The sequence below is a fragment of the Photobacterium sp. 1_MG-2023 genome, assembly GCF_030547945.1.
GTDB lineage: Bacteria > Pseudomonadota > Gammaproteobacteria > Enterobacterales > Vibrionaceae > Photobacterium.
Genome location: NZ_JAUORR010000037.1, coordinates 23,325 through 31,017, shown reverse-complemented (window position 1 = coordinate 31,017; position 7,693 = coordinate 23,325). Strand labels below are relative to the sequence as shown.

General features: G+C 50.1%; 9 protein-coding genes and 1 pseudogene. 5 read left to right on the top strand and 5 right to left on the bottom strand.

From position 1 onward, the window contains the following. Positions 1–130 precede the first annotated feature (130 nt). Positions 131–1,039, bottom strand: coding sequence for an aldo/keto reductase family oxidoreductase (locus Q4579_RS21015; RefSeq protein WP_303566773.1), 909 nt, complete (start codon positions 1,037–1,039; stop codon positions 131–133). A 115-nt stretch (positions 1,040–1,154) separates the two neighbouring features. Here Q4579_RS21015 and Q4579_RS21010 point away from each other — a divergent pair. After that, positions 1,155–1,241: pseudogene (locus Q4579_RS21010) on the top strand (XRE family transcriptional regulator); the annotation flags it as partial. A 133-nt stretch (positions 1,242–1,374) separates the two neighbouring features. Further along, positions 1,375–1,728, top strand: a complete 354-nt coding sequence (locus Q4579_RS21005; RefSeq protein ID WP_303566772.1) for an XRE family transcriptional regulator — start codon at positions 1,375–1,377, stop codon at positions 1,726–1,728. Positions 1,729–1,767: 39 nt separating this feature from the next. Here Q4579_RS21005 and Q4579_RS21000 read toward each other — a convergent pair whose 3' ends face one another. The 3 genes from Q4579_RS21000 to Q4579_RS20990 all read right to left on the bottom strand — a co-directional run bounded on the left by Q4579_RS21000 (position 1,768) and on the right by Q4579_RS20990 (position 3,206). After that, positions 1,768–2,016, bottom strand: a complete 249-nt coding sequence (locus Q4579_RS21000) for a hypothetical protein (protein WP_303566770.1) — start codon at positions 2,014–2,016, stop codon at positions 1,768–1,770. A 69-nt stretch (positions 2,017–2,085) separates the two neighbouring features. Beyond that, positions 2,086–2,535 carry a thioesterase family protein gene (locus Q4579_RS20995; RefSeq protein ID WP_303566769.1) on the bottom strand — a complete coding sequence of 150 codons (450 nt, stop codon included), beginning with the start codon at positions 2,533–2,535 and terminating at the stop codon, positions 2,086–2,088. A gap of 143 nt (positions 2,536–2,678) precedes the next feature. Then, a complete protein-coding gene (locus Q4579_RS20990) occupies positions 2,679–3,206 on the bottom strand; it encodes a CbrC family protein (RefSeq protein ID WP_211651318.1) in 528 nt (175 codons plus the stop codon). Positions 3,207–3,606: 400 nt separating this feature from the next. Here Q4579_RS20990 and Q4579_RS20985 point away from each other — a divergent pair, with 400 nt between their 5' ends. After that, a complete protein-coding gene (locus Q4579_RS20985) occupies positions 3,607–4,701 on the top strand; it encodes a Preprotein translocase subunit SecY (RefSeq protein ID WP_303566767.1) in 1,095 nt (364 codons plus the stop codon). An 88-nt stretch (positions 4,702–4,789) separates the two neighbouring features. On the opposite strand, the gene hppD is transcribed toward Q4579_RS20985, so the two are convergent. After that, positions 4,790–5,869: a 4-hydroxyphenylpyruvate dioxygenase gene (gene hppD / locus Q4579_RS20980; RefSeq protein ID WP_303566766.1), complete on the bottom strand. Its 1,080-nt coding sequence runs from the start codon at positions 5,867–5,869 to the stop codon at positions 4,790–4,792. A gap of 308 nt (positions 5,870–6,177) precedes the next feature. On the opposite strand from hppD, the gene Q4579_RS20975 reads away from it, so the two are divergent. Then, entirely contained in the window at positions 6,178–7,140 is a 963-nt protein-coding gene (locus Q4579_RS20975; protein WP_303566765.1) for a CHAD domain-containing protein, read from the top strand. Between the two features lie 148 nt (positions 7,141–7,288). Next, a complete protein-coding gene (locus Q4579_RS20970) occupies positions 7,289–7,642 on the top strand; it encodes a hypothetical protein (protein WP_303566764.1) in 354 nt (117 codons plus the stop codon). The last annotated feature ends 51 nt before the right edge of the window (positions 7,643–7,693 follow it).

The following is a 7,693-nucleotide window of genomic DNA, read 5'->3' as shown; positions in this document are numbered from 1 at the left end:
GGTTCCCGCCTGCGCGGGAACGACGAATCACTTTAAATTCATTCCGTTACCGCTATTTTCGTGCAGGCGGGAATCCATGGGTCAGCCAAACCAAACACGATAAACACGAACCAGTCCACGGCATCGGGATTTATGGCACCCCATGGCCTTTTGAGGCCACCCAAACGCGGAACCACTGTTCACGGCTCAGTTCGAATTCAAGCGAGGCCACTGCGTCTTTCACGCGCTCGATTTTACCCGAGCCAATAATTGGCAGCGGCTGAGACGGTAAGCGACGAACCCAGGCATAAATCACCTGATCAATCGAGGCTGCCCCTATTTCCTGACGTATTGCTTCCAGTTCATTGCGCACCCGAACGGCCTGTTCAGACTGTCCGTGGAAGATATCGCCACCCGCCATGCACGACCAGGCCATCGGCTTGGTTCGTTTCATTTGAAGCTGGTCCAGCGTGCCATCGTGGCACACCTCAAAGTTCAGCGGATTGATTTCAACCTGATTGGTTACCAACGGTGCATCCAGCCGCGATTGCAGTAACTCAAACTGAGACGGAGAAAAATTCGACACACCAAAATGCACGACTTTACCCTGCTGCTTCAGCGCGGCAAATGCTTCTGCGACTTCATCTGCATCCATCAGGACATCCGGACGATGAATCAGCAGCACATCAATCTGTTCGATACCCAGACGTTGCAGTGAGTTATTCACCGACGCAACAATATGTGCCCGACTGGTGTCGTAGTGGTTAATTTTCTGCTCAGGATACTGGTGACCACACAACTTGATATCACATTTGGTCACAATCTGAATCTGTTCGCGAATACCCGGCTCCAGAGCCAGTGCCTCGCCAAACAGTTGCTCACAACTGTACCCACCATAGATATCGGCATGATCCACTGTGGTGATCCCCAGCTCAATGTGCTGTTTCAGGAAGCGCAACCGATCCTGTGGGCGCATCCCCCAGTCAGCCAGACGCCAGTAACCTTGCACCAGTTCTGAAAACTGCGGTCCCTGAGGCGTCAGTTCGACATTTGCCACCATGGTTCATCCTCCTTTATTCAATGCCCGAAATAATTCGCTGGGGCCATCCTAGGCTGGTTTGATCCATCGGGCAATGATATAACCCACAAGATTCGAACCAGAGTACGAGTTTTTGATGTCTTTTTCTGAACGCTTAAGAAACCTGATGGGTAAGGAAAGTATCAGCGGTTTTGCCCGCAGGGTCGAACTGAATGAAGCCTTATACCAATCAAAGTAAGTCAATGATCAGAAATAGCGCAGGGGAATTGTTTGAGAACAAGGCAGACTTTTTAGATAAGTAGTGATTCTACAATCAAAAAATCTAACGCAGTGATCGAACATTTGAACAAGCTAGAATGACCAGTGATTTACTGCGATTGGTATTATTCCGGAAGTATCTCAATGGCAGTGAACCCAGCCTTCAGAAAGCCAATCAGATTGCCATGAAAGCGAATTGCTCACTGGAATGGCTGGCGACCGGGTGCGGCTATCTTTACCGTCAGGCGGAAGTTGTGGATCAGGCTGCGCTGGCCGTCGCATTTGAGCATGTGAAAGGGCAGCCTTTTCAGAGGCAGACTGCCGATGAGCAGACCCGAATTCTTTCCGGCTACCAGTTTCTGCGCACCCATAAAAAAGCCGATGGTTACCTTGATGCGAAAGCCATGGCGTCTTTTCTGGCTCTGGCAAAGCAGGAAAAACCAACTGAATAATACCCTTCCCAGTATTCAGAAAAGAAGAACAGTACGGGTTTAGCCAATTGCAGAATCCGGATCGAGCAGATAATAGAGGTTTACGGATGCATCTCCGAGCGTCGGATCGAGATAGTTCTGAACACTTTCCACGGACTCTGCTTCCCAGATGCACTGACAGCAATGGCTTTCTTTGTTGAGCAGCGCCGTCTGAAGCTGAAGCCCGGCGGGTGGCTGGCCGAGTGCCGTACTCGCTTTCCGGGAAAACAGCTCGACGTCATTGATCTGATGTTCTGTCACAACAAACATAAAAGACTCCTGCCACAGCGTTGACTCTGAGTATAGTCGCTGTGGCAGAAGTCTTTTTCAGTGTGAGGCTCAGGCGTCTGTCGACAACGCTTTACGCGCTTCAATGGCCTCAATGGTTTCCCGCAAACGCGGTGAAATCTGGGCTTTGGCGTTGTTCTTAAAATCAAACATCACCACCTGCGCCGTCCCCCGGGTTGTCACCGCGCCCATCTTCTTGCTGAAGATTTCGTATTCCATGGTAAAGCGGTCCCCTTCCATATGGGTCACTCTGGAGCCCACCAGCAAGGTATCCGGGTATGTCACAGGCAGACGGTATCGCGCACTCGTCTCGCTGAGGACAGGACCGACACCGGTTTCTTTGATGTCATCCATCAACGACGCTTCTTTGAAGTAATCCAGCCGGGCAGTCTCGAAATAACGGAAATAAACCACGTTATTCACATGATTCAGGGCATCCATTTCCCCCCAGGCGACTGGAATTTCCGTAATCACCGGGTACTGCTGAAGAATTGCGTCCATGTTGAGTCCTTAATATACAGGTTAGAGCTTTTAATCTAACCTTTTCGCAACATCGCAACAACAACTGCCCCTGGAAATGAGAGCTGTACACGGTTAAGCACCTCAGCCCATGCTGACAATGATTCTCAATGCAACCGATTGATTTACAGGAAATCCATTCCGTAGAGGATTTCCCCACAATGACGGCATTTGAACTTATAGACCGCAGGGTTTCCGCCTTTCTCGTAAGTGCTCAGAATATCCTGCCAGATCTCCACTTTCAGCATGTGGCGACTTAAAAAGGCCTTCAGCGCTTGCCCGCTGAGTGCCCGGAGTTCATCCGGTTCAGCAAACCCATGAAATTCGCAGGCATCGCCACAATGATCCAGCCAGACTTCCTGACGCCAGGACTGATAACCCGGCGTACGCTGGCAGACTTCTGCAATCACATCACGATTCAGACCCGCGCCATCCAGCGGGAAATCATCAGAGTAATACGCCTTGAACGCTTTCGCTGCTGAGCCGTCAGCAATGCACCACGGACAGAGCCACTCCACATCTCGCTGAGAGTAAATACTGCCGCTGTATAGATATCCACGGGCTTCGCCACAGCAATCGCATACTTTCATGCTTTTGATAACGGCGCCGGTTGCCAGTGGATCCGGATGATAGGTGAATTTTGGAAGTGTCACTATTTGTATCCTTCGTCTACCGATGACTTTATCTGAGCCATTCTCATCGTTCACACCAAAGCAAACTGAATCCCTAAGATCTGTTGACCTAGCTTCGATCCAATGCGGCAAATATGCGGCAGGATTTAGAAAGTCGTCTGTGTTCCGTCCAACCGGAGAACAAAATCCGAAGCATGATCACTGAATGGTCCATCTCGCAGGATCAGATCCATCGCGTCCAATGGATAAGCTTTCACCAGTTATGACAGCCCTGTGCAAATTTCCGGCTCAAGACCTGAAATCCCGGTTTTTTCATGCCGCCCGATTGCCTTTTTCCGGTATCCTTGCCCGCCAATCGATCACACTTTGCCGGAAACGCTGCCGGCCGAGAACAAACATGCTTATGGTTTCAGACAACACGATGCCTACATCAAACACCGTCCGCTTTCCGAAAGGCCGCTTTGCGATGTGGACGGTCTACAGCTTTACGGGTGCCTCCATTCTGGCGTCGATCATTTTCTCGCTTTTACTCTTCCTTTCTATCGACGAAAACCCGGTCATGCAGGTGCTCTTTGGTGGATTGGCCGTGATTTTTGAGCTGGGTAAATTTTTTGCCTGGTACGAATTCGGCGAACGTCGTGCACGCCGCAGTTACACCGGCGCAGCATCAGCGTTTGCATTCTATTCAGTGCTGGCAGCCATCTCGATTGGTGGCTCGGTTGGCGGGATTCAGAGTGCGACCAATCAGGCCCAAAGCCATGTCAGTGTGCAGCAAAGCAAGATCAACGCTTATAACCTCCAGATTGAAGCGATAGAGAAGCAGATAGAACTCAACAATGTCGCGGCTGAGAAATATATTCAGATGGCGCGTATCGCCACAGGTGTCTCCCGGATTCAACGTGAGAACAGTAAGCTTCGGGAGCAGCAGCAAGCGCTGGCGATGGAGCGGGACAGCCTGCCGGTGGTGAATCAGGGATCCGTACTGGGGCTGATTGATGGACTGGCCAAAACGATGAAAGTCAGTCAGGAGGCTGCTCAGTTGGGTCTGGTGATTTTTCTGTCGGTGTTGCTGGATTTCTTCGCAGCATTTTTTGTCGGGCTGATTGGTGAAGAACTTCGCTTCAGACAGCAGTTCAACCAGCGTCATGGCGTGTATCTGTCGGAGAAAACCATCCGCAAACCCGTGCCCTTCTCAGGCGAACCAGACCCTGAGGAACCCGCTTCAGCGTCCACGACTGACGCGGCTGAGGATTATGCGGCCCTCGCCATTGAAGCAAGCCGCCAAAGCGCTGACAGCGCTGCTGAGGCCACGACTGTTTCGGCTTATGATCGGATCGTCGAAGCGCTGGCGACGAATGCGGTCAGTTGCTCGAAACGCGCCATCATTCGCAGCCTGAAACTGACCGCAGACGAAGTCGATGAAGTGTTTACCCAAATGATGAATGAAGGACTGGTCAGCAAAAAACCAAACCATCATTTTCAGTGGCACGGCAAACCAGCCACCAGCGGCGCCTGACCCCGCATGAACGGCGTGAGCGTATGAAAAAAGCCCGCATCAACAGAAGCGGGCTTTTTATTCGTTTGATACCAGTTTGAAGCATCCGTTAAGCGTTATCAGGCACCTGAATCACACCGCGACGGATCTGATCCAGTTCAATGGATTCAAACAACGCCTGGAAGTTGCCTTCACCGAACCCTTCATTGCCTTTTCGCTGGATGATCTCAAAGAACACCGGACCAATCACAGTATCGGTAAAGATCTGCAGCAGAATACCGGTTTCATCACCATCAATCAGGATTTTCAGATCTTTCAGTTTCGCCAAATCTTCCTGATGACCCGGAATTCGCTTGTTCACCCCTTCATAGTAAGTATCCGGGGTATCCATGAACGCCAGACCATTTTCTTTCAGCTTGGTCACGGTCTGGAAGATATTGTCTGTGCTCAGCGCAATATGCTGAATACCTTCACCGTTATATTGGTCCAGATACTCGGCAATTTGCGACTTGTCATCGCTGGACTCATTGATTGGGATCCGGATTTTGCCGCATGGCGCCGTCATGGCACGGGACAGCAGGCCGGTCGCCTTCCCTTTGATGTCGAAATGACGAATCTCACGGAAATTGGCGATGCGCTCGTAGAAACCAGCCCACAGGTCCATGTTGCCCTGTTTGACGTTGTGCGTCAGGTGATCCAGCGTATGCAAACCCGCATCCTGTTTCGCCAGACGCTCTTTGTAATCCGGATAGTAATCAAAGTCGATCTCGTAGATATCATGCTCGCCATAGCGATCCACCAGATAAATCAGAGACTCACCAATGCCGTAAATTGCAGGAATGTTCAGTTCCATCGGTCCGGCTTGTGCCGGGCAAGCTGTGGCACCATTTTCAACCGCATGGGCCAGCGCTTCGCTGGAGTTCTGCACGCGAAACGCCATCGCATTTACACTGGCGCCATGAATTCCGGCAAAACCGGCGGCCTGAGAATGCTGCTCGCCATTGACGATGAAACTAATGTCGCCCTGACGATATAGCCACACATTTTTATGTTTGTGCTTGGCGATTTCAGCAAAACCCATCAGACGGAACAGGTTCTTGAGGTTGGCAATGCCCTCAGGAGTCGGCGCTGTGTATTCCACAAACTCAAAGCCGTCCGTGCCCATAGGATTTTTCATCATTTCACTCATCCGTTTATCCTCACATGTTGTTTGCTTGGCTGACGCCTGTTCAGCGATATCTATAGAATTAGCACCACTGAGGTGTGGATGAGAAGCCAGTTGTAAAAACAAAGTTAACATCATGTAAAAACCATTTGTAAAGCTGGCTTGCCAGCTTTCATCAGCTTGATCACCCCTTGCCGCCCTCTGTGAGCAAAAGCGCCGTAAACTTCTGATTGGTTGTAAAATCAAGTCATTCCACAAAACTGTAAAATAGTGTAGAAAGCTTTACATGAGCGTATGTTCTGATTGGCTAAGGTTAAGAAGGAGGTGGGCAAATGACGATGAACAAACGGGATAAACTGCGATTACCAACCCGGAAGAGAACACCAGTCAAACTGAAAAAAGACAGTGAAATTTATCTGCCGACCTACTATTTCCTGAAAACCGAGTTTCAACATGCCCGCCGCCATGAAAAAGGGTTGATCCGGGATGATGACACTGAGTTTCTGCATCAGTACCGTGTCTCACTGCGACGCTGCCGTGCCCTGATCGGGATGCTGGGGCCGATTTTCTACCCTGAACAAAAAGTCATGCTGCAGAACGACCTGAAAACCTGTATGCAGAAAACCAATGCATTGCGGGATCTGGATGTTTATCTGGATCTGATGGAAATCTACTTTGATGCGGTCGAGCCTCAGCACCATGAAGGGCTGTCTCTGTTTTTCAATGATCTGAAGGACAGACGAACAGCGCAGTTCGTTGCCGTCACGGAATGGCTGGATACACCGGATTACACACAGCAATGTGCTCAGATTGCCGGTTTGATTGACGAGCTGGAGCACAAAACCACCGAGGCCGGAAAACAGCCCTGCCTGCCTGCTGCAAAGAAAAGCATCTGGAAGCGCTTCAAGAAAACTCTGGCCTTATGCCAGTCCGTCGGTTACGCCAATCCGGATGAGCACCTGCATCAACTTCGGATTTCCGGTAAAAAACTGCGTTATTTGCTGGAATACTTTGCGCCGATGTTTCCCAAAAAAGTGATCAAAGATCAGATTAAGCAACTCAAACAGCTGCAAGATGCGCTGGGTGATTTCAACGACAGTTCCGTACAGATTACATTCCTGAGTCAGTATCTGGAAACGCTGAAACCTGAATCCAAGAGGCATCAGGCCATTTCTCATCTGCTGGCAGCAACAGAGAAAAAGCATGCAGACCACAAAATCAGTCTGATCGATCATGTCAATCAGTATGCGATGGCTGCGCCAGAGAAGAGTTTCGAGAAGCTTTATCGTGACTAAATGGCTGAAGTGGTTCATAAAAAATGAGGGTTCACACACATTTCATTGAACGGTCATCCGCCAGAAATATAAGCTGAGAGATGAATCACGCTTTATTTTCAGTGCTTTGCTATCTGTTAACTCAGTCCTCTAGCAGAAGGAAGTGCTCATGAAGAAAATAAGAAAAACAATCTCGATCACGCTCTCAGCAATCTTTGCACTCACGCTGACTTCTCCAGTCACTGCATCCGATTCGGCAGATCCCCAGCAGGCTTTCATGGATAACTGCCTCAAAACTTATCACAACGAATCACTCTGTCTGGGTTATGCCTTAGGTGTCTTCCACACCGTGTCCGCCATTCAATGTCATCATCCGGAACAACAAACCGTCCAGACTCTGAAAGAGCCGAAGCCAAATCTCAACACGGAAGGGACACAGCGTGTACGTTTGTCGATAGAGGCCATGGAGTCTGCCCTCAGTGTCTCCAGCATGTGCCAGGAAAGCGCAACCGCCCCCATCTGATTCCCTCTGACCCGGCCAGTCTCAGCGGCCGGGTTCATTCACCACACTGGC